Annotated in this window: 21 protein-coding genes and 1 riboswitch; of the genes, 13 read left to right on the forward strand and 8 right to left on the reverse strand. The window is 71.2% G+C overall.

Going from position 1 to position 21,870, the window contains the following annotated elements:
* Positions 1–48: 48 nt before the first annotated feature.
* Positions 49–975 (reverse strand): ABC transporter substrate-binding protein, encoded by a 927-nt coding sequence (locus FK268_RS11905; protein WP_158636091.1) that lies wholly within the window; start codon positions 973–975, stop codon positions 49–51.
* 43 nt (positions 976–1,018) lie between these two features.
* On the opposite strand from FK268_RS11905, the gene FK268_RS11910 reads away from it, so the two are divergent.
* The 3 genes from FK268_RS11910 to FK268_RS11920 are packed head-to-tail and all read left to right on the forward strand — an operon-like array spanning position 1,019 to position 4,052.
* Positions 1,019–2,128, forward strand: a complete 1,110-nt coding sequence (locus FK268_RS11910) for a FecCD family ABC transporter permease (RefSeq protein WP_146434210.1) — start codon at positions 1,019–1,021, stop codon at positions 2,126–2,128.
* Positions 2,125–3,216, forward strand: coding sequence for a FecCD family ABC transporter permease (locus FK268_RS11915; RefSeq protein ID WP_146434212.1), 1,092 nt, complete (start codon positions 2,125–2,127; stop codon positions 3,214–3,216). The genes FK268_RS11910 and FK268_RS11915 overlap by 4 nt, the downstream gene beginning before the upstream one ends.
* A gap of 8 nt (positions 3,217–3,224) precedes the next feature.
* The gene (locus tag FK268_RS11920) at positions 3,225–4,052 is read left to right on the forward strand and encodes an ABC transporter ATP-binding protein (protein WP_205124477.1); all 828 of its coding nucleotides are present in this window, start codon (positions 3,225–3,227) and stop codon (positions 4,050–4,052) included.
* An 18-nt stretch (positions 4,053–4,070) separates the two neighbouring features.
* On the opposite strand, the gene FK268_RS11925 is transcribed toward FK268_RS11920, so the two are convergent.
* Genes FK268_RS11925 through FK268_RS11935 form a run of 3 tightly spaced genes read right to left on the reverse strand, consistent with a single transcriptional unit; the run spans position 4,071 to position 8,719 of the window.
* On the reverse strand, positions 4,071–6,398 hold the full coding sequence (locus tag FK268_RS11925) for a serine/threonine-protein kinase (protein WP_146434216.1): 2,328 nt from the start codon (positions 6,396–6,398) through the stop codon (positions 4,071–4,073).
* Positions 6,399–6,404: 6 nt separating this feature from the next.
* On the reverse strand, positions 6,405–7,385 hold the full coding sequence (locus tag FK268_RS11930; RefSeq protein WP_146434218.1) for a glutamate ABC transporter substrate-binding protein: 981 nt from the start codon (positions 7,383–7,385) through the stop codon (positions 6,405–6,407).
* On the reverse strand, positions 7,382–8,719 hold the full coding sequence (locus FK268_RS11935; RefSeq protein WP_146434220.1) for a GlnX family signal transduction membrane protein: 1,338 nt from the start codon (positions 8,717–8,719) through the stop codon (positions 7,382–7,384). Before FK268_RS11935 ends, FK268_RS11930 begins: the two co-directional genes overlap by 4 nt.
* Before the next feature lie 151 nt (positions 8,720–8,870).
* Between FK268_RS11935 and FK268_RS11940 the strand changes: the two genes are divergently transcribed.
* Positions 8,871–9,341 carry an NUDIX hydrolase gene (locus tag FK268_RS11940; RefSeq protein WP_146434221.1) on the forward strand — a complete coding sequence of 157 codons (471 nt, stop codon included), beginning with the start codon at positions 8,871–8,873 and terminating at the stop codon, positions 9,339–9,341.
* Here the strand turns inward: FK268_RS11940 and thiE are convergent.
* Positions 9,338–10,003, reverse strand: a complete 666-nt coding sequence (gene thiE, locus FK268_RS11945) for a thiamine phosphate synthase (RefSeq protein ID WP_146434223.1) — start codon at positions 10,001–10,003, stop codon at positions 9,338–9,340. The genes FK268_RS11940 and thiE overlap by 4 nt on opposite strands.
* Positions 10,004–10,036: 33 nt before the next feature.
* A riboswitch (TPP riboswitch) is annotated at positions 10,037–10,148 on the forward strand.
* On the opposite strand from thiE, the gene thiO reads away from it, so the two are divergent.
* The 5 genes from thiO (at position 10,145) to FK268_RS11970 (ending at position 14,929) form a co-directional block, all read left to right on the forward strand.
* On the forward strand, positions 10,145–11,176 hold the full coding sequence (gene thiO / locus FK268_RS11950) for a glycine oxidase ThiO (protein WP_146434225.1): 1,032 nt from the start codon (positions 10,145–10,147) through the stop codon (positions 11,174–11,176). It overlaps the preceding riboswitch by 4 nt.
* Positions 11,167–11,364: a sulfur carrier protein ThiS gene (gene thiS / locus FK268_RS11955; RefSeq protein ID WP_146434227.1), complete on the forward strand. Its 198-nt coding sequence runs from the start codon at positions 11,167–11,169 to the stop codon at positions 11,362–11,364. Before thiO ends, thiS begins: the two co-directional genes overlap by 10 nt.
* A complete protein-coding gene (locus FK268_RS11960; RefSeq protein WP_146434229.1) occupies positions 11,357–12,163 on the forward strand; it encodes a thiazole synthase in 807 nt (268 codons plus the stop codon). The genes thiS and FK268_RS11960 overlap by 8 nt, the downstream gene beginning before the upstream one ends.
* Positions 12,150–13,565, forward strand: a complete 1,416-nt coding sequence (locus tag FK268_RS11965; RefSeq protein WP_231707044.1) for an ABC1 kinase family protein — start codon at positions 12,150–12,152, stop codon at positions 13,563–13,565. Before FK268_RS11960 ends, FK268_RS11965 begins: the two co-directional genes overlap by 14 nt.
* A gap of 11 nt (positions 13,566–13,576) precedes the next feature.
* Positions 13,577–14,929, forward strand: a complete 1,353-nt coding sequence (locus FK268_RS11970) for a TetR/AcrR family transcriptional regulator (RefSeq protein ID WP_146434231.1) — start codon at positions 13,577–13,579, stop codon at positions 14,927–14,929.
* A 4-nt stretch (positions 14,930–14,933) separates the two neighbouring features.
* On the opposite strand, the gene FK268_RS11975 is transcribed toward FK268_RS11970, so the two are convergent.
* Together FK268_RS11975 and FK268_RS11980 are read right to left on the reverse strand one after the other, a co-directional pair.
* On the reverse strand, positions 14,934–16,379 hold the full coding sequence (locus tag FK268_RS11975) for an MFS transporter (protein WP_438695986.1): 1,446 nt from the start codon (positions 16,377–16,379) through the stop codon (positions 14,934–14,936).
* A 58-nt stretch (positions 16,380–16,437) separates the two neighbouring features.
* On the reverse strand, positions 16,438–17,286 hold the full coding sequence (locus FK268_RS11980; protein WP_146434233.1) for a LuxR C-terminal-related transcriptional regulator: 849 nt from the start codon (positions 17,284–17,286) through the stop codon (positions 16,438–16,440).
* A gap of 191 nt (positions 17,287–17,477) precedes the next feature.
* Here FK268_RS11980 and FK268_RS11985 point away from each other — a divergent pair, with 191 nt between their 5' ends.
* The 3 genes from FK268_RS11985 to FK268_RS11995 all read left to right on the forward strand — a co-directional run bounded on the left by FK268_RS11985 (position 17,478) and on the right by FK268_RS11995 (position 20,464).
* The gene (locus FK268_RS11985) at positions 17,478–18,416 is read left to right on the forward strand and encodes an ABC transporter ATP-binding protein (RefSeq protein ID WP_146434235.1); all 939 of its coding nucleotides are present in this window, start codon (positions 17,478–17,480) and stop codon (positions 18,414–18,416) included.
* A 2-nt stretch (positions 18,417–18,418) separates the two neighbouring features.
* Positions 18,419–19,174 carry a hypothetical protein gene (locus tag FK268_RS11990; protein WP_146434237.1) on the forward strand — a complete coding sequence of 252 codons (756 nt, stop codon included), beginning with the start codon at positions 18,419–18,421 and terminating at the stop codon, positions 19,172–19,174.
* Positions 19,175–19,282: 108 nt separating this feature from the next.
* The gene (locus FK268_RS11995; protein WP_231707045.1) at positions 19,283–20,464 is read left to right on the forward strand and encodes an AbrB family transcriptional regulator; all 1,182 of its coding nucleotides are present in this window, start codon (positions 19,283–19,285) and stop codon (positions 20,462–20,464) included.
* Here FK268_RS11995 and thiD read toward each other — a convergent pair.
* Positions 20,430–21,272, reverse strand: coding sequence for a bifunctional hydroxymethylpyrimidine kinase/phosphomethylpyrimidine kinase (gene thiD / locus FK268_RS12000; protein WP_146434239.1), 843 nt, complete (start codon positions 21,270–21,272; stop codon positions 20,430–20,432). The genes FK268_RS11995 and thiD overlap by 35 nt on opposite strands.
* Before the next feature lie 130 nt (positions 21,273–21,402).
* Here thiD and FK268_RS12005 point away from each other — a divergent pair, with 130 nt between their 5' ends.
* On the forward strand, positions 21,403–21,867 hold the full coding sequence (locus FK268_RS12005; protein WP_146434241.1) for an HNH endonuclease: 465 nt from the start codon (positions 21,403–21,405) through the stop codon (positions 21,865–21,867).
* The last annotated feature ends 3 nt before the right edge of the window (positions 21,868–21,870 follow it).

Below are 21,870 nucleotides of genomic sequence, written 5' to 3' on the forward strand. Positions count from 1 at the left end.
CCGGCTGCACGATCGGCCGAACGGACGGCCGGGGCCGCCGGCGGAGCGTCAGGCGAAGGTGGGGAGCCGCGGCGGCAGTTGCTGGAGCACCCACTCGATGGTCACCGGGTTCGGCATCGACATCGCGTTGCCGATGGACCGGCCGATGGTGGCCACGCGGTGCTCGCGACTCACGGCGAGCGAACGGAAGGCCGTGTCCGCGGAGACCTTGGTGCCGTAGTCGAGGTAGACGAGGGCGTCGAGGTCCAGGACGTCCACGCGCTCGGCGGGGATCTCGGCGAAGAACTTCCCGGCCGGGATCAGCGAGGAGACCTTCTCGGGGAGCGCGAAGCCGAGCATCGTGAGCACCTGGCCGCGGCCGTCGCTGGTGGCGTACGCGTAGAAGCCGCCGTCGGACTTCGGGAGGACGGTGGCGGCGGTCCTGCCCCGGTACTGCGGGTGCTGATCCTGCGCGCGTCGGATCGTGTTCTGCGTCTTGGTGATCAGTGCGTCGCCCTGCGCGGCGCGGCCGACTCCGGAGGAGATGGCGCGGACCTGCTCCTCCCAGGGCACGCCCCATGCCGCGTACTGAGCGGGGCGCCGGATCACCGGTGCGACGGCCTCGAGTCGCGCGAAGGTGGCGTCGTCGAAGCCGGAGTTGACCGCGACGATCACGTCGGGCTTCGCTGCCGCCAGGGTCTCGATGGCCTTGGTGTCCAGGTTGGTGCCGGTACCGAGCAGCGTCTGCGGGTTCTTGCCCTGCAGGAGCGGCTTGGCCCACTCGCCGACGGGCTCCTTCGCATCCTGCGCCCAGGGCGCCACCAGCACGGGGACCACACCGAGGGCCAGGAGGGTGTCCACATCGCCGAGGCCCAACGAGGCGACCCGCTGGGGCGCGTGCGGCGCCTCGCTCGTCGAACTCCGGTCCGATCCCGACCCGCACGCCGCGAGGGAGAGCGTGAGCAGGATCGCGAGCACCGTCGAGACCAGACGCATACCGCCCCTTCCATAGGATGAAGGGCAGCCTATCATTACGGATGTGACCCTTACTGCGACTGAGGAGGCCCCCTCCGGGGGCACCCCGCCCGCGCGATCGACGGAGACGTCCGGTGCCGCCCGGCGCCGGCGGCGCCTCGTGGGACTGGCGCTGTTGATCGTGCTGCTGGTCGTGACGGTGATCGCCTCGCTGGCGATCGGCTCCCGCAGCCTCGCGCCGTCGCTGGTGTGGGACGGTCTGTGGCACGAGTACACCACCGGCCCGAACCCGGCGGATCCCGAGCTGAACCAGGCCGCGATCATCATCCAGACGCTGCGCGTGCCGCGCACCCTGCTGGCGCTCATCGCCGGCGCGGCGCTGGCACTGGCCGGCGCGTTGATCCAGGGGCACACGCGCAACCCCGTCGCCGACCCGGGTTTCCTCGGCCTCACCCAGGGGGCCGCGTTCGCCGTGGTCTGCGCGACCTACCTCGGCGGCCTCACCGCGCCGATCCAGTACGTCTGGTTCGCCTTCCTCGGTACCGCGCTCACCGCGATCCTCGTCTTCGGGCTCTCCAGCATCGGCCGGGGCGCGGGCTCGCCGCTGACCCTGGTGCTCGCGGGCATGGGCGTCGCGATGTTCCTGAGCTCGATGACCTCGGCCATCGCGCTGAGCGACAACGCCTCGCTCGACACCCTGCGGTTCTGGAACGCCGGCGCGGTGGTCGGCCGCAACTTCGACGCCTGGGGATGGGGCACGGTGGTGATCCCGATCCTGATCGGCGCGGTCCTCGCTCTCGCCAACGGCCCGGCGGTGAACCTGCTCAACATGGGCGATGACGTCGCCAAGGGCCTGGGCCTGAACATCAACCTGGCGCGCACCGTCGGCATCACGGCGGTCACCCTGCTCGTCGGCGCCGCCACCGCGGCCTGCGGCAGCATCTCCTTCCTCGGCCTGATGGTGCCGCACATCGTGCGCTACTTCACCGGTCCCGACTACCGCTGGCTGCTGCCCTACTCGGCGCTCATGGGCGCCTGGCTGTTGCTGGCCGCCGACATCGTGGGCCGCGTCGTCGCGCGGCCCGGCGAGCTCGAGGTCGGCATCGTCGTCGCGCTGTTCGGTGCGCCCTTCTTCGTGGCTCTCGTCTGGTGGCGGAAGGCGGTCAAGGTATGAGTACCACCCTCGATCCGGTCGACGACCGGAAGAAGCCGCCGATCCGCCCCGGCTTGCGATTCGGGAGCGTCGTCTCCTTCGTCTGGCGCCCCTGGCCGGTGGCGGTCACGGTGGCGCTCGCGGTGGTGGGCTTCGTCGCCTTCTGTGCGAGCATCCGTCTCGGCGCCTTTCCCATGACCTTCGGCGAAGTGCTGCAGGCGCTCGCCGGCACCGGCGATTCGACGACGCACTTCATCGTCATGGAACTGCGCATGCCCCGCGCCCTCGTCGGGCTCCTCGTCGGCGCGGCGCTCGGCATGTCCGGCGCGATCGTCCAGTCGATCGCCCGCAATCCTCTGGCCAGCCCCGACATCCTGGGCGTGACCGCCGGCGCGGGCGTCGCCGCGGTCTTCCTGGTCACCTCGACCGGCACGTTGGCCACCACTCTCAACACCGACTTCGGGCTCCCCGTCGTCGCGGTCGCCGGCGGCCTCCTCACCGGTGGTCTGGTCTACCTGCTGGCCGTCCGCGGCGGGGTCGACGGCATGCGGCTGATCCTGGTCGGCATCGCCATCACCTTCCTCATGCGCGCCCTCGTGGACTGGATGCTGGTGCGCGCCGACATCCGCGACGTGGCGCGCGCGCAGACCTGGCTCGTGGGCTCGCTCGAGAGCCGCGACTGGTCGGACGTGCGGACGGCACTCTTCCTCGGCGTGCCCGCGGCGCTGCTCGCGCTCGCCGCGGCCTTCCCACTCCGCGCCGTCCAACTGGGCGACGACGTGGCCCTGGGGCTCGGTGTGCGCCTCGGACTCAACCGTGCGGTCCTGCTGATCGCCTCGGTGCTGCTCGCGTCCGCGGGCGTCGCCGCCGCCGGGCCCATCAGCTTCATCGCCTTCGTCGCGCCGCAGCTGGCGATGCGCCTGACCAGGCTCCCCACGCCGCCGTTGATCCCGGCGGCGCTCATGGGCGCGGCGCTCCTGTCCTGCGCCGATCTCGTGGCGCGCACGGTGTTCTCCGTCGCGCTGCCGGTGGGCATCGTCACCGCCGCCGTGGGCGGACCGTTCCTCGTCTATCTCCTCGTCCGGCAGAACCTCAAGGGGGCCAAGTGAATCAGGCCGTGACCACGACAGAAGTCCCGACGGTGGCACCGTCGCGGCTGGGCGCCCGCAAGGTCACCTCCGGATACGGGCAGGTGGCGGTCCTCGACGGCCTGGACCTGGACATCCCGACCGGAGTCGTCACGACGATCATCGGCCCCAACGGCTGCGGCAAGTCGACGCTGCTGCGCACGCTGGCCCGGTTGATCAAGCCCTCGTCCGGGCACGTGGTGCTCGACGGGGCGGACATCGCCAAGCTCAAGTCGAAGCAGATCGCCACCACGATGGGCCTGCTCCCGCAGAGCCCTCTGGCGCCCGAGGGGCTCACGGTGGGCGATCTCGTGGCCCGCGGCCGCCACCCGCACCAGTCGTGGCTGCGGCAGTGGAGCTCCGACGACGCCGAGGTCGTTGACGCCGCACTGGAGCAGACCGGCGTCCGCGACCTGGCGGACCGGGCCGTCGACTCGCTGTCCGGCGGTCAGCGCCAGCGCGTGTGGATCTCGATGACCCTCGCCCAGGGCACCGACCTGCTGCTGCTCGACGAGCCCACCACCTACCTCGACCTCTCGCACGCGCTCGACGTGCTGGACCTGGTCGACGAGCTCAGCAGTCAGGGGCGCACCGTGGTGATGGTGCTGCACGACCTGAACCTCGCCATCCGGTACAGCGACCACCTCATCGCCATGCGCGACGGTGCCGTGGTCGCTCAGGGTGCGCCGTCCGAGGTGATCAGCGAGGAGATGCTCCGCGAGACCTTCGGGCTGCACTCCAGGGTGATCGACGATCCCGTCGCCCCCGGCCGACCCTGCATCATCCCGATCGGCACCCGCCGCACCGGCGACGTCTAGGGCTTCCGTGCTTCCGCGCTAGAACAACGTGCGCGGCCGGATGGCGTTCGCGAGGTCGACGAGGGCGTGCCGCTGCCGCTTGCGCTCGGCGAGGGCCGCGATGTCGCGCAACGCCTTCTCCGTCGCCTTGCGCAGGCCGCGCTCGGTGAGGGCGTGATCGAGCAGCGTGCGGGTGCCGTCGAGGCGGCCGTGCTGGTTGCGGTGCTGCACCCAGCCCAGCGCGACGCCGAGCACCAGGGCGCGCAGCTGCAGCCGGCGGAACTCGGACTTCGGCAGGGTGCGCACGCGCCGCGCGGCCTCGTGCAGCTGCGCCTCGGTGACGTCCGCGAGGTCGCGGCCGTGCACCAGCGCAACCACCGATGAACACAGTGCATTGTGGTAGTGGCGGCTGGTCGACGGCACCTGGTCGAGGATCTCGACGGTGCCCACGATGTCGCCCGCCGCGCGCCGCATCCGGGCCGCACCGAAGGCGGCGGAGATGATGCCGCGGTCGGTGCGCCAGACGTTCTCGTAGCGGCAGCGCGCCCGCTCCAGCCAGCCCTCGGGGTCGGATTCGCCCGAGACGTAGCAGAACTCGGCGGCGACGGCGGCGGCCAGCTTCGGGGCCGCCTCGCCGGGCGCCTGGTCCGTCACCGTCTCGAAGTAGTCGTAGGCGGCTGCGTAGTCGCCCTGCATGAGGGCCGTCTCCGCGCGGTACCAGGTCACCTGCCAGCGGTGCGGCTCCCGCGAGGCGAGTGAGTCGAGCAGCGTCGTGGCCGCGTCCACCTCGCCCAACTCCAGGTGCGCGCGGGCCTCGGCGAGGTCGATCTCGACGGTGCCGGCCATCGCCTCGCGCAGCTCGGCGAGCGAATCGAGCACCTGGGTGGGATCGCTGCGCATCGTCAGCGCCAGGACACCCGCCGCGGGATCGGACGGATTGGCGATCGGGATCGGCAGCGCCGCAAGGACCTCGGGCGCTCGCAGCCGGTCGTCGTGTACCTCGGGATCGGGGTCGACGGCGCGCAGCATCAGCTCCACGCCGAAGGTCGACCGCTGCGGAGTGAAGACCACCGACAGGCCGGGACGCGGTTCGCCCGACTTGGTGGACAGGCACTCCCGGAGCACGCCGAGCAGCTGGTCGGTCAGCTCCGCGGCCGACGAGAAGCGCTCGTCGGGATCCTCCGCGGTGGCCTTCACCAGCAGCCGGTACAACGAGTTGTACGTCGCCAGCGTCTCGTCCTCGGTGGGGGAGGGCAGCCCGTCGACGTACCTGCCCTTCTCCATCGGCAGGTCGGCCACCAGGACTGCGAGCGTCCGGCCCACCGTGTAGATGTCCGAGGCCACCGAGGGGCCGGTGCGTGCGATCTCCGGCGCCTGGAATCCCGGCGTGCCGTAGATGTATCCGTAGCCGCCCAGCGGGGCGACGGCGCCCAGGTCGATGAGCTTGACGTCCTCCTCGCTGATCATGATGTTGTCGGGCTTGAGGTCGTTGTAGGCCAGGCCCAGGCTGTGCAGGTAGCCGAGGGCCGGCAGCACCTCGAGGATGTAGGCGATCGCCTGTTCGACCTCGACCTTGGCGTCGGCGCCGTCGGCGGCCTCGGCGAGGATCTCCTTGACCGTCTTGCCGGGCACGTACTCCATCACGATGTAGCCGATCTGGGTGTCGTCCGGATCGGGGTGCTCGACGAAGTTGTAGATCTTGACGATCGACGGATGCGTCATCTCCGCCAGGAACCGTCGCTCCGAGACCGCGACGGCCTGTGCCTGGGCGTCACCGGAGTTCAGCAGGCCCTTGAGGACGACGGGGCGGTCCACGACGTTGAGGTCGGTGGCCAGGTAGATCCAGCCCATGCCGCCGTGCGCGATGGCGCCCTTGATCTCGTACTGGTCGGCCACGATGTCACCCGGCTCGAGCGCCGGCTCGAAGGAGAACCGGGCGCCGCAGTGCGGGCAGGTACCGATCAGCTGGCCGGGATGTCCGTCGTGCGCGCGTCCGACGGGCTTGCGGCAGTTCCAGCAGTAGCGCTTGCCCTCCGCGATGATCGGATTGGTGCGGATCGCCTCCGACGGGTCGACCTCGGTGATCCGGGGGATCTCGACGAGGCCGCCGCCGACCCGCCTCCGCGCCGCCACCCGGGTGGTGCTCGCGGCGCGCACGGGCCCGTTCCCGAACCGCGGCGTGGCCTCCGTGGCCACCGCCGGGGCGGGCGGCGGCACCGTCGTGACCTGGGTACCCACGGGCGGGGGCTCGCTGTCGTCGAACAGGTCCGTCATCGGCGCGCCGACGGTGCCCTGCTCCTCGTCGTCATCGTCGAACGAGACGACCTGTGCCTGCGTGTGCTCTTGCTCTTCGACCTCGTCAGTCATCGTGCATCACCCCTCGTACCTCGCCGCGGGCGCCGACCAGACCTGGCCGAGCGACGGGGCGAACCACTGGTTGTACAGGCGCATCCAGGTCCCGTCGAAGGCCATCCGGAGAAGCACTCCATTGATGAAACGCACCAGATCGGTCCGGTTCTTCCCGACGCCGACGGCGTAGTACTCGAGCCCCATCGAGGGCCCGGTGATGGTGAGGTTGGGATCCTGTTCCTCGAGCCCGGCGAGGATCGCGTCGTCGGTGGAGACCGCGTCGACCTGCGACTGCTGCAGCATCACCAGGCAGTCCGACCAGGAGTCCACCGCCATGACCGTGGCGCTGGGAACCAGTCGGCGCACCCGGTCGAGCGACGTCGTGCCGCGCACCTCGCACACCCGGCGGCTGGAGAGGTCTCCGACGGTGTTGATCGGTGCGCCGCGCGGCGCGAGGATGCGCTGCTGCGCGATGAAGTAGGTGGCGGAGAAGGCGACGGACTTCGCCCGGTCGCACGTGGCCGACATGGTCTTGACCACCACGTCCACCGTGCCGTCTTCGAGGGCCTTCTGCCGCTCGGCGGTCGACAGGATCCGGAAGTGGATGCGGTTCGGATCGCCGAAGATCGCGGCGGCGATCTGATGCGCGATGTCCGCGTCGAAGCCCTTGATCTCGCCCGTGATCGGATCGCGGAAGGAGAGCAGGTTGGAGCCGATGTCGATGCCCACCACGAGCCGGCCGCGGTCCTGGATGTCGGCCATCGTCGTACCGGGAACCATCTGGCCCGGTGCGGGGAGTCCCGACGGGGAGGGCGTCGCCGTGCACATCGACACCTCGGGCGGGATCGGCGCATCCGTGGGCACGACGGCACCGGCCCCCGGGATCGGCTGCGCGACGGAGGTGACCGCGTCGCCGGGGGCCTCCGGCGCCGACACGACGCAGCCGGTCGTCGTCAGCGCGACGGTCAGTGCGAGGGCGATTCCACTGAGGGTGCGGCGCATCATCGGTACTCCCTGACCCGGGGGTAGAAGCCCGCGGCGACGCCGACCGCCGCGAGCACGCAGAGGATGAACGCGCCGGGGCCGGAGTAGGCGATCGCGAAACGGGCCGTGTTCACGTTGTCCCGGTAGTTGGTGCGGGCGCGGTCGATCGCCGCGGTGAGGTGGCCGTCGAGGGAGCGGTAGGCGACGGCCGCCGAGCCCGGATCCGCGCCGATCGCGAGGCGGGTCGCGCCCAGGTAGTCGCCCGTCGCCTCGCGCGCGGCGATCTGCTGGTGCGCGGTGACCCAGCGCTGAGCGTCGGCCCGCGCCGCCTCGACCGCGGCCGCGATCTGAGGATCGGAGTCGCCCACGGACTTCAGATCGTTCTCCGCGCGCTGCAGGGTCTCGGCGAAGGCCGATGCGGGGACGCCGCGACCGGCGCCGCGCTGCACCAGTCCCATCGTCTCCATCGAGCGGGCCTTCTGCGTCAGCGTGCGGGCCTGGGAGAGGGTGTCGACGGCGGCGGTGCCGCGCTGCTCGGCGCGCAGCGAGTACGTCGACGAGGCGAGGCCGGCGACGACCACCCAGCTCAGCGCGATGGTCAATGCCGCCGCCGCGACCACCAGCCCGCGGTTCACCCGTCGTTGCGTGCGCCGCGCGAGGTACTGATGGGTGAGCAGGAGCGAGACCAGTGCGATCCCGACGACGCCGTAGATCGCCCACGGGGGCGCGGCGAACTGATCGTGCGTGCGCCGCAGGTTCTCCGTCTCCTCGCGGTAGAAGCTTTCCGCGGCCGGAAGCAGGGTGTCCTGCATCAGGGTGGACGCGGTGGCGAGATAGGCGGCGGCCACGGAGTTGTCGAGCCGGTTGTTCGTGCGCGCGGTCTCCACCAGCCCGGTGTACACGGGCAGGTTCATCGCGATCGTGTCGAGATTGTCGTGGGCCCGCCCGTCGTCGGACGGGAGGCTCGTGGCGGAGGTGATCAGCGCCTTGCCGGCGGTCGCGAGGGCCATGCTGTAGCTGTTCTGGATCTCGTCCGAGGGGAGGCCACCCGCGACAAAGACGGCGTTGGCGGACTCGTTGGCAGCGGAGAGGGAGCTGTAGAGCACCTGCGCGGCGTGCGCGCGCGGCTCGTAGTCGGCGAGGTTCTGCTGCAGCACTTCGGTCCGGGAGAGCTGCGTCGCCGAGGTGAACCACCCGGCGAAGAGGCACATCGTGATGAGCACGAGCGCCATCGAGACGAGCTTGCCGGGACTGGAGGTGAAGAACTCCCGTAGCTCCGCGAAGACCGAGGACTCGGGGAAGGATCTCAGGCGCAGTGACGACAGCTGTCGATTCTTCGACGCCTGGGCTGTCACCGTCTGCTCCTTCCCTGTGTCGCACCCTTCGGCCGGGGTCGGGCCACTACGGACATGCTCCGTCGACCCTATCGCGCGACCCCCGCCGATCGACGCGGTGACGCGCATTGTGCCCGCCCCGAATGGACTTTCGTCGGCTACGGTGGGTGCCATGTTGGGTGACGGGAACGGCTGGGTCCGCGACCCGGACGGGTCCCGGTTCTGGGGCCGATTCGGTGCGGCGGGCCTGTTGGCTCTGTCGCAGGACGAGAGCCGGGTGTTACTGCAGCACCGGGCGTGGTGGAGCCACCAGGGCGGGACGTGGGCGCTGCCCGGCGGGGCGCGGGATTCGCACGAGTCCGCGGCCGACGCCGCGCTCCGCGAGGCCTTCGAGGAGACCGGCCTGCCGCCCACCTCGCTCGAGGTCCTGTCGGAGGTGGTCACCGCCCGCTCGCAGGTCGGCTGGACCTATACGACGGTGCTCGCCCGTCTCGTCGAGCCGCGCGAGCTGGTGCCCAACGAGGAGTCCACCGCGCTGGAATGGGTCGCGTTGGGATCGGTCGCCGATCGCAAGCTGCACCCCGCCTTCGCGAGCGCCTGGCCGGAGCTGCAGGTCCAGGTCCGCGCCCTCGCCTCGGACTAGCCGAGGGCGGCCTTGAGGGCGCGGGCGGCGGCTTCGGGATCGTCGGCGGCGGTGATCGCGCGGACCACGACGATCGCGTCCGCGCCGGCGGCGGTCACATCGGGCACGCGGTCCAGGTCGATGCCGCCGATCGCGAACCACTTCCGCTCCGGTGCAGCCGCGGCGGTCTCCCGGACCAGCGGAAGGCCCGGAGCGGTGCGGCCGGGCTTCGTGGGAGTGGGCCAGCACGGGCCGGTGCAGAAGTAGTCGACGCCCTGTTCCGCGGCGGCGGTGCGGGCTTGAGCACCGTCGTGCGTGGACCGGCCGATCACCACGTCCGGCCCGACGATCTCCCTGGCCACGGTCACCGGCAGGTCGTCCTGCCCGAGGTGCAGCACGTCGGCGCGCGCGGCGTACGCGATGTCGGCACGGTCGTTCACGGCGACGAGCGCGCCGTGCTCGTGCGCGATCTCCCGCAGCTGCGCGACGATCTCGATCTCCTGCGCGGCCTCGAGCGCCCCGAGCTCCCGCTCACCCGCTGAGCCCTTGTCACGCAACTGCACGATGTCGACGCCGCCGCGCAGCGCCGCCGCGACGAACTCGGCGAGGTCGCCGCGCTCGCGGCGGGCGTCGGTGCACAGGTACAGGGAGGCGGAGGTGAGCCGTTCGCGCGGGGAGATCATGGCCCCAGCGTAGGCCCGGCGGAGTAGGCTGGGTCACGTACACACGGGAGCTCCCGCCGCGGGGCTGAGAGTGGGGCACGTCGCGCCCCTGACCGTCAGACCTGATCCGGGTAATGCCGGCGAAGGAAGGATTTCTCGAGCGTGAAGAGTGTGACCGTCGTGGGCGGAGGCACCGTCGGCCTCGCCGTGGCGTGGACGGTGGCGCGGCGCGGAAGCACCGTCACCGTCGTCGACCCGCGGCCCGGGTCGGGCGCCTCCTGGGTGGCCGGCGGCATGATCGCGCCGTACTCCGAGGCCTGGCCGGGGGAGGACGAGCTGTATCGGCTCGGCGTCGAATCCCTGGGCCTGTGGGAGGGATTCGCGCGCGAGTTGCAGGCCTTCGCCGACGGTCCGCTGATCACCGCCCGGGGGGCCGTCCACCTCGCCGTGGACGACGGCGATGCGGCCGAGCTGGAGACCGTCGCCGCGGCCGTCGCCGATCCGGCCCTGTTCGGCCCGCTCCGCCCGTCCGCCGCGCTGCGCTCCGTTCCCGGTGCCGCGCCGCGGATCCGGGCGGCGGCGCACGCGCCGCAGGAGATCGCGGTGGACAACCGGCTCGTGCACGGCGCGCTCCTCGCCGCGTGCCGGGCCGCGGGCGTGAGCTTCCGCGAGGAGACGGTGCACGCCACCGACCTGGATGATCTGACCGGTGACGCGGTGATCCTTTGCGCCGGAGCCGATTCCGCAACGCTGGCGCCGGAACTGGGAATCCGTCCGGTGAAGGGGGAGGTGGTGCGGCTGCGGCGCGGCCCCACCTGCCTGCCCCCGCCGACGGTGACCGTGCGGGCGCGGGTCCGCGGCCGGCAGGTCTACGTGGTGCCCCGCGCCGACGGCGTCGTGGTGGGCGCGACACAGTACGAGAACGACCGTGACGTCGCGGTGCGGATCGGCCCCGTGGTGGAGCTGCTCGACGACGCATTCACCGTGTTGCCCTTCCTCCGCGAATACGAGTTGATCGAGGTGAACGCGGGGCTACGGCCCACGACGACGGGCAACGCCCCGGTGATCGCGCACCTCGGTGGCCGCCTCTTCGGGGCGACGGGGCACGGGCGCAACGGGCTGCTGCTCGCTCCGGTGACTGGCCGCAGGGCGGCGGATATGGTTCTTCGGCAGGAGGTGCAGGCATGGAACTGACGGTGAACGGTGACGACCGGCAGGTGCTCGACGGGACGTCCGCGCAGTCGCTGCTCGAGCAGCTCGGGCTGCCCGACAAGGGCGTCGCGATCGCGGTGAACGGCGCGGTGCATCCGCGGTCGCGATGGGACGAGGCGCTCCCGGCCTACGCGGACGTCGAGGTGCTGACGGCGGTCCAGGGTGGCTGACCGGCCCGCGGACCCCCTGGTCATCGCGGGCCGCACGTTCGGCTCGCGCCTCATCACGGGAACCGGCGGCAGCACGAACCTCGAGCATCTGCGGGCCGCGCTGGTCGCCTCGGGCACCGAACTGACCACCGTCTCACTGCGGCGCACCAGCCTCGCCGAAGGTGGCGGCGTGCTCGAGACGATCCGCGAACTGGGCATCATGCCGCTGCCGAACACCGCCGGCTGCCTCGGCGCCGCGGAGGCGGTGCTCACCGCGCGGCTCGCACGCGAGGCCCTGCACACCGACTGGATCAAGCTCGAGGTGATCGGCGACGAGAAGACCCTGCTGCCCGACGCGGTCGCGCTGGTGGAGGCCGCCGAGGAGCTGGTGGCCGACGGATTCACCGTGCTGCCTTACACCAACGACGATCCGATCCTGGCGCGGCGTCTCGCCGATGTGGGCTGTGCGGCCGTCATGCCCGCCGGCTCGCCCATCGGCACCGGACTGGGAATCCTCAACCCGCACAACATCGAGATGATCGTGGCCGGGAGCGAGGTGCCGGTGATTCTCGACGCGGGGATCGGGACGGCGAGCGATGCGGCGCTGGCGATGGAGCTGGGCTGCGACGCGGTACTGCTCGCGTCCGCGGTCACCCGCGCAGCGGATCCCGCGGCGATGGCCACGGCCATGCGGTTAGCGGTGGACGCGGGCCGTCTGGCTCGCGGCGCGGGGCGGATCCCGCAGCGCCGCTGGGCCGTTCCGTCGTCGCCGATGGACGGGCGGATGGCCGGATCGGCGGTATCCCGTGACCGGACCTGACGCCGAGCGGTTGTCCGGCCGGGAGTCGGCGGCACCGTCGGGACGGATCCGCCGCAGTGCGCAGATCGGCGGCGTGGCCGTCCGGCACGTCGCCCGCACCGCGGGAGCGCGCGCCGCGGCCCGGTTCCGCGACGACCAGGCCGCCCGGGACGCCCGGGACGCCGCACTGCTCGCCCTCGCCGATGATCTGGTGACGGTGCTCGGGGGTATGCGCGGCGCGGCGATGAAACTCGGCCAGTTGATGGCGGTCATCGACATCGGGATCACCAGCGGGGCGTCGCGGGAGGCCTTCGCGCAGCGTCTGCAGCCGCTGTTCCAGGCGGCGCCGCGGTGGACCGATGCGGCGATGATGAAGCTGCTGGACCAGGAACTGGGTGCCCGACGGAGCCGCATCGTCTCGCTCGAGGGCCCGATCGCGGCGGCGTCGATTGGCCAGGTCTACCGGGGCGTGCTCGACGACGGCCGCTCGGTGGCGGTGAAGATCCAGTACCCCAAGGTCGACGCGATGGTCCGGGCCGACCTGAAGAACATGCGGCTGCTGATGAAGGTGCTGGGCAAGTACATCCCGGCCTCGAACGCCTCCGCGCTCTCCGAGGAGATCGTCCGCCAGGTGCTCGCCGAACTGGACTTCGGCGCCGAGCTCGAACACCACCGCTACTTCGCCGATCTCTTCGCCGGGCATCCGGGCATCGTCGTACCGCAGCCCGTCGACGACCTGTGCACCGGCCGGGTGCTCGTGACGGAGTTCCTCGAGGGCCGCCCCTTCGCCGCGGCCGCCGAACTGGACCGGGCCGCACGGGACCGGATCGGCGAGGCCGTCTACCGCTTCTACTGCGGCGAGATGTACCGGACGGGCCGGTTCTGCGCGGATCCCCACCCCGGCAACGTGCTGATCCTGCCCGACGGCCGTGCCGGCTTCGTCGACTTCGGCATGACGGTGCACCTGACCGACGAGGAGCACGCCTTCGAGCAGGAACTGTTCTCCGCGCTGCTGCGGGGCGAGTCCGCGCGCGTGCACGAGCTCGCCGTGCAGGCGGGATTCATCGGCCGCCCGGACCTGATGAACGCCGACGACCTCGCCGAGTACATCGACAGCGTCGTCGGCTGGCACCTCCGGGACGGCGCGGTCGAGGTGACCCCCGCGACGGCGCGGCGCGCGGTGATCGCGGCGACCCTCCCCGCGGGCGGCTTCTACGACAAGTTCGAGGGCCAGATGCTCCAGGCCGAGCATGCACTGGGGCGGCGCACCGACATCTCGACGGTAGCGCTGCTCGGCGAGCTGAGGGCGACGGGACCGTGGCGCGCGATCGCGTGCGAGGTCCTGGGCCTGGGAGGTCCCGCGACCGCGATGGGCGTTGAGATTGCAGAGTGGCGAGCGGAGTGGGACTCGGGCGCGCGATAGAATCTTCAACCATGTCGGTTATGGAGTCGGGCGTCGCGGACGGCCACAGGCCGCGCCGCGGTCGCCCGCCCTCCGTCGGGCTCGCCGAACGCAGGCGCGAGGAGCTGACGGACGCCGCGTTCACCGTCTTCGCCGAGCAGGGCTACGAGCAGGCCTCCGTGGCGGACATCGCCAAGCGCGCGGGCATGGGGCAGGGCACGCTGTACCGCTACGTCGAGGGCAAGCGTGAACTCCTGGACCTCGTCTTCGACCGGTGCGTCGACGAGCTGATGACCGCGATCGCGCCGGACGTGGTCGTCGAGACGGCCGCGGCCGGTGACCTGCAGGCCGCCGAGGAGATGGTGGAGGGCGTGGGCGCCAGGCTCTTCGACCTCGTGGACTCGCGGCCCGACATCCTCAAGGTGGTCATGGTCCAGTCGGGCACCGTCGACGAGGAGCTCCGCTACCGGATCCAGGGTCTGTATCAGACCTTCGACTCGATGATGGGGCGTGCGCTGGGCCATGCGCGGGAGCGCGGATGGATCGTCACCCGCACCGAGCATCCGGAGACGGAGACGGTGCATCTCGGCCGGCTCCTGCCCGCGCTCGGCGTGCCGGGCCTGGTCATGTCGCTCACCGACGGGGCGGACGCGGACCGTCGGCACACCTATGTCCGTGCCGCCGTGCGGATGTCGGCGAGCGGCATGTTGTCCGACGAGGCCCGCGCCGCCCTGCCGTCATCGGCACCGCAGGACGAGGCGCCCCGCTCCGCTGCCGAACCGGGCGCGACGTCGACCGGCCGCTCCGCGGAGCTCCTCGACGCGGCGATCGCCGAGTTCGTCGAGAAGGGGTACGCCGCCGTGGGCGTCCGCGAGATCACCGAACGGGCGGGCGTCAGCCACGGCACCTTCTACAACTACTTCGACAGCAAGCGGCACATGCTCTCTGTGCTCGTCGAGCGGAACCGGACGCTCACGCTGGACCGGCTGGATGCGGCCGTGGCCGCGCTGCCCGACTCCGTCACGGTCGAGGCGCTCCAGGCCGCGGTCCACGACGTGAACGTCGTCGTGCTCCTCGATATCGCTGACCGGCTCGACGAGTTCCGGTTCCTGGCGCTGGAGGTGCCGGGGGTCGACGTCGACGCCTTCGACACCTACTTGGGCCTGTACCGCGAGGCCGCCGGACGGTTCGCCGCGATCCTGGATCGGGCGCGCGCGGCGGGCCTGCTCCACGAGCGGCTCGCGCCCGGTGACATCGCCGAGTTCTGGCTGAGCTACATGCTGGGCACCGTCGCCGCGATGGTCAACGACGTGGACGTGACGAGCCCCGCCGAGAGCGCTCGCGTGATCACGAATCTGCTTCTCGGCGGGGCCCGTACGGACTGATCGGTCAGACGGCGGCGAGGTCCTCGCCGGGCTGCGCGTCGTCGCGGTCGATCGCCGCGGCCTCGACGATGTCGTGGTCCTTCGTCTCCACCATCAGGTAGCAGCAGAGGACACTCACGGCCGACAGCCCGGCCAACAGGAAGCCGACCCACAGCTGGTGGCCGTCGGCGACCCACTTCGCGGCGATCAGCGGCGGGATGGCGCCGCCGAGGATGCCGGCGAGGTTGTAGCCCAGGCCCGCGCCGGTGTAGCGGTAGCGCTCGTGGAACATCTCGGGCAGCGCGGCGCCCGCCGGGCCGTAGGCGATGCCGAAGATGATGAGCGTGCCGATCAGGCCGACGGCGTACATCGGCAGGCTCTTGGTGTCCAGGATCGGGAACAGCACCAGCGACCACACCACGGCGAGTGCGCAGGAGGTCATGATCACCGTGCGGCGTCCGATCCGGTCGGAGTAGACCGCCGATGCGGCGATCGCGAGCCCGAAGAAGACGGCACCGGCCATGCCCATCGCCAGCACGGTGGTGCGCGGGAAGCCCAGGTTCTTGGTCGCGTAGTTCGTGAGGAACGCGGTGCCCATGTAGAACAGGGAGAACAGTGACGCCAGCGCTCCGGCGGCGATCAGGATCTCCTTCCACTGGAACCGGATCGCGTCCAGGAAGGGCAGCCTGGTGCGGTTGATCTCGCTCATCGCGCGCTTGCGGACCGCGGTGAAGACGGGCGTCTCCTCGACCGACAGGCGCACCCACAGGCCGACGAGCACCAGGAGTGCGGACATCAGGAACGGGATGCGCCAGCCGATGGTCATGAAGGCGCTCTCGGCGTTCTTCGTGTCGCCGGCCGTCAGCGTGAACAGCAGGAAGGTGGCGCTGGAGAGGAAGAACGCGAACGACGGGCCCAGCTGCGGGAACATCGCGTACAGCCCGCGCTTGCCCTTCGGGGCGTACTCGGCGGTGAGCAGCGTGGCACCGGCCCACTCACCGCCCACGGCGAAGCCCTGCAGGAACCGCATCACCACCAGTAGTACCGGGGCGAGCGTGCCGATACCGTTCGGGAACAGTCCGAAGACGCCGGTCTCGCTGCCGGGCAGCAGGCCGATCATCACCGTCGCCGCACCCATGATCAGCAGCGTCCAGACCAGTGTTCGCTTGCGACCGATCCGATCGCCGAAGTGGCCGAACAGGATCGCGCCGACGGGCCGCGCGAAGAAGGCGACCGCGAAGGTCGCGAACGAGGCCAGCGTCGCGACGCCGGAGCTCATGTTCGCGAAGAAGATGGTGGGGAACACCAGGGCGGCGGCGGTGCCGTAGATGAAGAAGTCGTAGAACTCGATCGTGGTGCCGATCGAGCTGGCCATCGCGACCCGGCGCAGCCGGGTCTTCGGGACGGTGGGGAGTGCGGGTGCGCTCACGAGTGCTCCTCGGGGTCGGTGGACGCCCCGAACGGTAGTGATCGCCGTCACACGACGGGTACCCCCGAAAGGGGGTAAGGGGGTTCGACGGTGCGCCCCGCTACGGCAGGAGGTCGAGGCTCCGCGCGCGGGTGACGGCCTCGAACCGGGTGCGTGTCCCGAGCTTCTGGCCGGCACTGCGCAGGTAGGCCTTGACCGTCTCGGGACTCAGTGACAGACGCTGTGCCACCTCGGCATTGGTGCAGCCGAGCGCCACGTGTGCGAGCGCGTCCAACTCCCGAGTCGTGAGGGGGCGCTCGAGCGGTGACGGCTGGTCGTCGGCCGGACGGCCGAGTCCGGTGATGCGGTCGCAGGCCGACTCGAGGCGGGAGCGGACGGCACCGTCGGTGATCTCCCCGGTGAGCGCGCGGAGCTCGGAGAAGACCTCGCGCAGCAGTTCCCGGTCGGCGCCGCCGAGCGCGGAACGTTCCGCCGCCGCGGCCTCCGCGAACTGCATGCGCCGCTCCACCTCGGCGCGCACGCGCAGCTCGTAGGCCAGGTCGCGGACGGTGTGTGCGACCGCCCCGAGCACGGTGTCGCCGAAGGTGGACTGCCGCCGGTCCGCCGCGTAGAAGACCGCGCGGACGACGCCGTTCATGGACAGCGGCACCGCGACCATCGAGCGCAGGCCCTCCGCCTGCACGTGCGCGTGGTAGTGCTGCGTGATGCCCGCGGTGCCGTAATCGGCGACAGCGGTGGGGCGTCCGGTGCGCAGGACGTGGCCGCCGAGGCCGGCGCCGCGGGCGACGGGCAGGCCGTTCAGGGCGGGGGTGCGCAGGCCGACGCCCCCGCTCAGGACGACGCGATCGTCGTCGACCAGCCCGACGAACGCGACCGGAAGTTCTGTACGCGTACGAATGGCCCGCAGCGCGCCCCGCGTGACGTCGACGTCGAGCGTGTTCGCGGTCATCGGTCACTCCGGGCGGTCATCGGGGGTGATTCATCATCGCATGACCGATTCGTCTGTGTGACGCGAACCACAATCGAGGGGTCGGTGGGCCCGGCGGGCAGCATTCCGAAGTGTGCGCGCACGGGTCTCGATGAGGCGGACCATTGCGGCGCGTCACGGCGGCGCGGCCGGAGAATTGCTAGCGTGAATCCATGATCGAAGTCGCGGGTTTGACCAAGACCTACGGGGCCGTGCAGGCGGTGAACGACCTGTCCTTCGCGGTACGGCCCGGTCGCGTCACCGGGTTCCTCGGACCGAACGGCGCGGGGAAGTCCACGACGATGCGGTGCATCCTCGGGCTGGACCGCCCCACCGCCGGGCGCGCCACGATCGGCGGCAGCGAGTACCGCGCCATCGACCGTCCGCTGACACGCGTCGGCGCGCTGCTCGACGCGAAGTGGGTGCACCCCAATCGCACCGCGCGCGATCACCTGCGTTGGCTGGCGGCGGCGAGCGGGATCCCCGTCGGTCGTGCCGACGAGTGCCTCGCGGCGGTCGGCCTCACCGACGCCGCCCGGAAGAAGGCGGGCGGCTTCTCCCTGGGCATGTCACAGCGACTCGGCATCGCCGGTGCGCTGCTGGGGGATCCGGGCGTGCTGCTCTTCGACGAGCCGGTCAACGGTCTCGATCCCGAGGGCATCGTCTGGGTGCGCACTTTCATGAAATCCCTGGCCGCGCAAGGCCGCACCGTCTTCGTCTCCAGTCACCTCCTCGCCGAGATGGCGCTCACCGCGGACGATGTGGTGATCGTGGGCCGCGGGCACCTGGTGTGGAACGGAACGATGGCCGACTTCATCGCCCAGAACTCGGAACACACCGTCCGGGTGCGCAGCCCACGGGACCGCGAGCTCGCGCAGGCCCTCACGTCCCGCGGTCTGGCCGTGGACGCCGCGGCCGAGGCGGCGCCCGGCGGGGGCGGACGCACCGTCCTCACGGTGCGCGGAGCCACCAGCGATGCGGTCGGCGAGATCGCCGCGGCGGAGGGGTTGCCGCTGGCCGAGCTGGCCCCACAGACCAGCTCGCTCGAGCAGGTCTTCATGCGGATGACCGGCGGTGCCGTCGAGTACCGGGGAACGGGAGGCATCGGATGATCGTGCGTGCGATTCGAGCCGAGCTCGTCAAGATCGCGACCGTGCGCGCCACCAAGTGGCTGCTGATCGGTTCGTCCGCCGCCGCGCTGGCGATCACCGTGATCGTGGCGCTGGTGATCCGCAACATCGGGGAGAACGTCGAGGAGATCGGCGTGGTCGCGCTCGCCCCACTGTCCGGGTTCGGCGGACTGCCGGGCATCGGCATCACCTTCGCCGCCGTGATCGGCGTCCTGTCGGTGACCACGGAGATCCGGTACAACACCCTGCGGACCACGTTCCTCGCTCTCCCGAACAGGTGGATCGCGCTGCTGGCGAAGACGCTCGTGGTCGCTGTCGTGTGCGCGGTGGCCTACGCGGTCACGATGATCGTCGCCGTGCTGCTGTTCGGCGTGATCGTGGACGGTTCGCCGGCGGAGGTCCTCCGGTCGGGGATCGGCTCGTTCCTCGCCTTCCCGATCGGCACCGCTTTCGCGGCGGTGCTGGGGGTGGCCGTCGGATGCGCGCTGCGTAACGGCGCCGGCGCGATCACGCTGCTCCTCGGCTACCTCTTCGTGGTCGACAACGTCATCACCTCCATCCCGCAGACGCGGGATGCCGGGCCGTATCTGCCGCTGTCGAATCTCCAGAACTTCATGGGTGTCCTGTTCGACGGCGGGTCCTTCCCGTGGAGTGCGTCCGTCTCGTTCGTCTACCTCGTCGTGGTGATCGGAGCGCTGTGGGCAGGGGCCGTGGCGCTCGTCGCGCGACGTGACGCGTGACTCACTCGTAGAACAGATCGGCCCAGCTCACAGCGCGAATGTAAGCATCGCGTGAACGTTCGTCGCGCACTCTGGCCAGGTGTTCGTTCGCAGTGCTACACACAAGGGGTGACCGCCCCGAGCGCCGCCCCGCCGACCCTCCCGGACCCCGCCGTGCGCCCACCCGCGCCGGGTCCGGTCCGGCGGATCCTCGCGCGCCGCGGACTGCGGTACTTCGCGGTCCTGGTCGGTGCGTGGCTGCTCGCCGAGGGGATGGGACGGCTCGGGGTTCCGGCTCCCGCGCTGCTCGCGGCGCTTCTGCTGGGAGCGGTACTGCGGATCGCGATCGGACGCGAGGTCGCCGTCCCGACCGAGGTCAGTCGGTGGACGCAGGCCTTCATCGGCGTCATGCTCGGCGGTTACCTGAACCTGGAGGCGATGAGGTCCGTGGGACCGGTGCTGGCGCCCTTCCTCGCGATCTCGGTGCTGACCATCGCGTTGTCCGTCGTGGCCGCCTGGGGGCTGAGCCGGTGGGCGTCCGGGCTCGATCAGCGCACGGCGACCCTCGGCCTCATGGCCGGAGGATCCTCGGCGGTCGTCACCCTCTGCGACGAACTCGGCGCGCGCAAGGACGTCGTCGGCGTCATGCAGTACTCGCGCGTGCTGCTCGTGAGCCTCACCGCGCCCTTCGTCCTGGTCGGCCTGGCGGGCGGTGCGACCACGTCTTCACGGTCCTGGCTGCTCGACCTGCAGATCGTGGGACGCGGTGATCAGGTGGCGGGCCTGTCCACCGCGTTCGTCTTCGCGATGGCCGGCATGTGGCTCGGCCGCAGGCTGCGCCTACCCGGGGGCGGACTGATCGGACCGATGCTCCTCGCCGCCGTGATCGGCGGCGCGGAACTCACCCGCGGATTCGCGCCGCAGGGCGCCTTCAAGGAACTGCTGCTGATCGTGGTGGGCCTCGAGGTGGGCCTCATGTTCGACCGTCGGCTGCTGCGGCGCCTCGCGCACCTGCTGCCCGCGATCGCCGGCGCCATCGTCGTCCTCTGCGGTGTCGTCGCGGTGCTCGCCGGGGCGGCGGCGTGGATGACGGGGGTACCGCTGGCGGACGCCTACCTCGCCACCACGCCCGGCGGTATCAACGCCGTCGTCGCGAGCGCGACCGGCAACGCCGACGCCGACATGGCGCTGATCGCGACGGTCCAGAGCCTCCGGCTGATCATCGTGGTGCTCGCGCTACCGCTGGTGGTGGCGGCGATGAACCGATGGGGAGGGCTCAGGGGAGCTCGCGCAACCGCCACGACGCATTGACCGGACCATGGCCGGCGCCGACGGGATAGGCCGCCGCCAGCGACCGGGTGACCCACTCCTTGCCGAAGGCCACCGCTTCCGGCACGTCGAAACCGTGGGCGAGGGCGCAGACCGTGGCCGCCCCCAGCGTGTCGCCGGCGCCGTGGTCGTGCCGGGTGTCCAGCCGTGGCGCCTCGAACTCGAGGAATCCGGCACCGTCGTAGAGGACGTCCGTACTGGTGGCGGCGGTCCGCAGATGACCCCCCTTGACCAGCGCCCAGCGCGGCCCGAGGGCGTGCAGGGCGCGGGCGGCGTCGCGCTGCGAGGCCTCGTCGACGACGTCGATCCCGGTGATGAGCCGCACCTCGTCGAGGTTGGGCGTCACCAGGTGGGCGAGCGGGAAGAGGCGCCGCAGCAGGGTGTCGAGGGCTTCGGGAGTGAGCAGGGGATCGCCGTGCTGTGATGCACAGACCGGGTCGACGAGGAAGGGGATGCGCGTCCCGATACCCAGGTCCTCCGCAGTATCGGCGATGGCGTCGATGATCCCGGCCGTCGCCAGCATGCCGGTCTTGGCGGCGCCGATCCCGATGTCCTCCACGACCGCGCGGATCTGCCCGGCGACCGTCTCCGGCGGAATCGGGTGGAAGCCGGTGACGCCGAGGCTGTTCTGCACGGTGACCGCCGTGACGGCACTGGTGCCGTGCACTCCCGCCAGTGCGAAGGTGCGCAGGTCCGACTGGAGCCCGGCGGCCCCGCCCGAATCGGAGCCGGCGATCGTCATCACCCGGACGGGCGTCTCGCCGGTGTCGGGCAGGGGGAGGAACCGCATGCGGTGAGGATACCGCCGGGACGGCCGGGATCGGCTCGGCGTACGCGCCGAAAAGCCGTTGCGGACGCAACCGTGCGCTCCTATCGTCGACGTGCTCGCCGCACGCGGACGACCGGAAAGGAGGTGGGGCATGAGCACGTTCGTTGCCGCACCACCGGTGCGGGTCTTCAACGCGGACTACAGCCCGCTCGACGCGGTGCACTGGCAGGACGCCGTGGGAATGATGCTGCGCGAGGTCGCCTTCGCCCTCGAGCCGCACGACCCGCCGCGCGTGCTCCGCTCGCCCAGCACTCGGATCGAGGTGCCCAAGTCGATGCTGCTCGTGCGCTACGCGGCGGTGCCCTACCGGCGAACGGCCGACCACGCGAGCCGATCGGAGATCCTGCGCCGCGACGGCTTCGTGTGCCAGTACGCGGGCTGCGGCGAGCGGGCGACCACGATCGACCACGTCTTCCCACGCTCGCGCGGCGGCGGCAACACGTGGGCGAACCTCGTCGCGTGCTGCACGCAGTGCAACCACGGCAAGGCCGATCGCACGCCCGACGAGGCCGGGATGCGCCTGGTGCGTGAGCCCTTCCGCCCGTCGGACGTGTGAGCC

The organism is Tsukamurella sputi (genome assembly GCF_007858445.1).
In the GTDB taxonomy this organism is placed as follows: domain Bacteria; phylum Actinomycetota; class Actinomycetes; order Mycobacteriales; family Mycobacteriaceae; genus Tsukamurella; species Tsukamurella sputi.

Bases quoted from the DNA above. Each gene is read 5' to 3' on its own strand.
- FK268_RS11925 (WP_146434216.1), bottom strand. From the start codon at position 6,398: ATGACTGACGAGGTCGAAGAGCAAGAGCACACGCAGGCACAGGTCGTC.
- thiD (WP_146434239.1), bottom strand. From the start codon at position 21,272: ATGCGGTTCCTCCCCCTGCCCGACACCGGCGAGACGCCCGTCCGGGTG.
- FK268_RS11970 (WP_146434231.1), top strand. From the start codon at position 13,577: ATGTCGGTTATGGAGTCGGGCGTCGCGGACGGCCACAGGCCGCGCCGC.
- FK268_RS12005 (WP_146434241.1), top strand. From the start codon at position 21,403: ATGAGCACGTTCGTTGCCGCACCACCGGTGCGGGTCTTCAACGCGGAC.
- thiE (WP_146434223.1), bottom strand. From the start codon at position 10,003: ATGATCTCCCCGCGCGAACGGCTCACCTCCGCCTCCCTGTACCTGTGC.
- FK268_RS11940 (WP_146434221.1), top strand. From the start codon at position 8,871: ATGTTGGGTGACGGGAACGGCTGGGTCCGCGACCCGGACGGGTCCCGG.
- FK268_RS11985 (WP_146434235.1), top strand. From the start codon at position 17,478: ATGATCGAAGTCGCGGGTTTGACCAAGACCTACGGGGCCGTGCAGGCG.
- FK268_RS11915 (WP_146434212.1), top strand. From the start codon at position 2,125: ATGAGTACCACCCTCGATCCGGTCGACGACCGGAAGAAGCCGCCGATC.
- thiS (WP_146434227.1), top strand. From the start codon at position 11,167: ATGGAACTGACGGTGAACGGTGACGACCGGCAGGTGCTCGACGGGACG.
- FK268_RS11930 (WP_146434218.1), bottom strand. From the start codon at position 7,385: ATGATGCGCCGCACCCTCAGTGGAATCGCCCTCGCACTGACCGTCGCG.
- FK268_RS11980 (WP_146434233.1), bottom strand. From the start codon at position 17,286: ATGACCGCGAACACGCTCGACGTCGACGTCACGCGGGGCGCGCTGCGG.
- FK268_RS11905 (WP_158636091.1), bottom strand. From the start codon at position 975: ATGCGTCTGGTCTCGACGGTGCTCGCGATCCTGCTCACGCTCTCCCTC.